1 rRNA gene is annotated in these 263 nt (G+C 49.0%); it reads left to right on the top strand.

The features are described 5' to 3' along the window. Positions 1-178: 178 nt before the first annotated feature. Positions 179-263 (top strand): 5S ribosomal RNA (gene rrf / locus KO538_RS29095); the annotation flags it as partial.

Genomic DNA, 263 nt, shown 5'->3' on the forward strand with positions numbered 1-263 from the left:
TAAGCTAACCAGTACTAATTGCCCGTACGGCTTGTCCCTATAACCTTAGCAGGTGCAGAGGATAAGACGGTACAACGTTGCGTGTGTGTTGATACTACCAGTCATTACCCCCAATCTTTGCTTCTTCCAGATTCAGGCTTTGTCGCTCCACTGAGGACAAATGCCAGTACAAGTTATGCCTGATGACCATAGCAAGTTGGTCCCACCCCTTCCCATCCCGAACAGGACCGTGAAACAACTTTGCGCCGATGATAGTGCTGCAA

Origin of the sequence: Janthinobacterium sp. NKUCC08_JDC (assembly GCF_019345575.1) — a bacterium.
Classification (GTDB): domain Bacteria; phylum Pseudomonadota; class Gammaproteobacteria; order Burkholderiales; family Burkholderiaceae_D; genus Janthinobacterium; species Janthinobacterium aestuarii.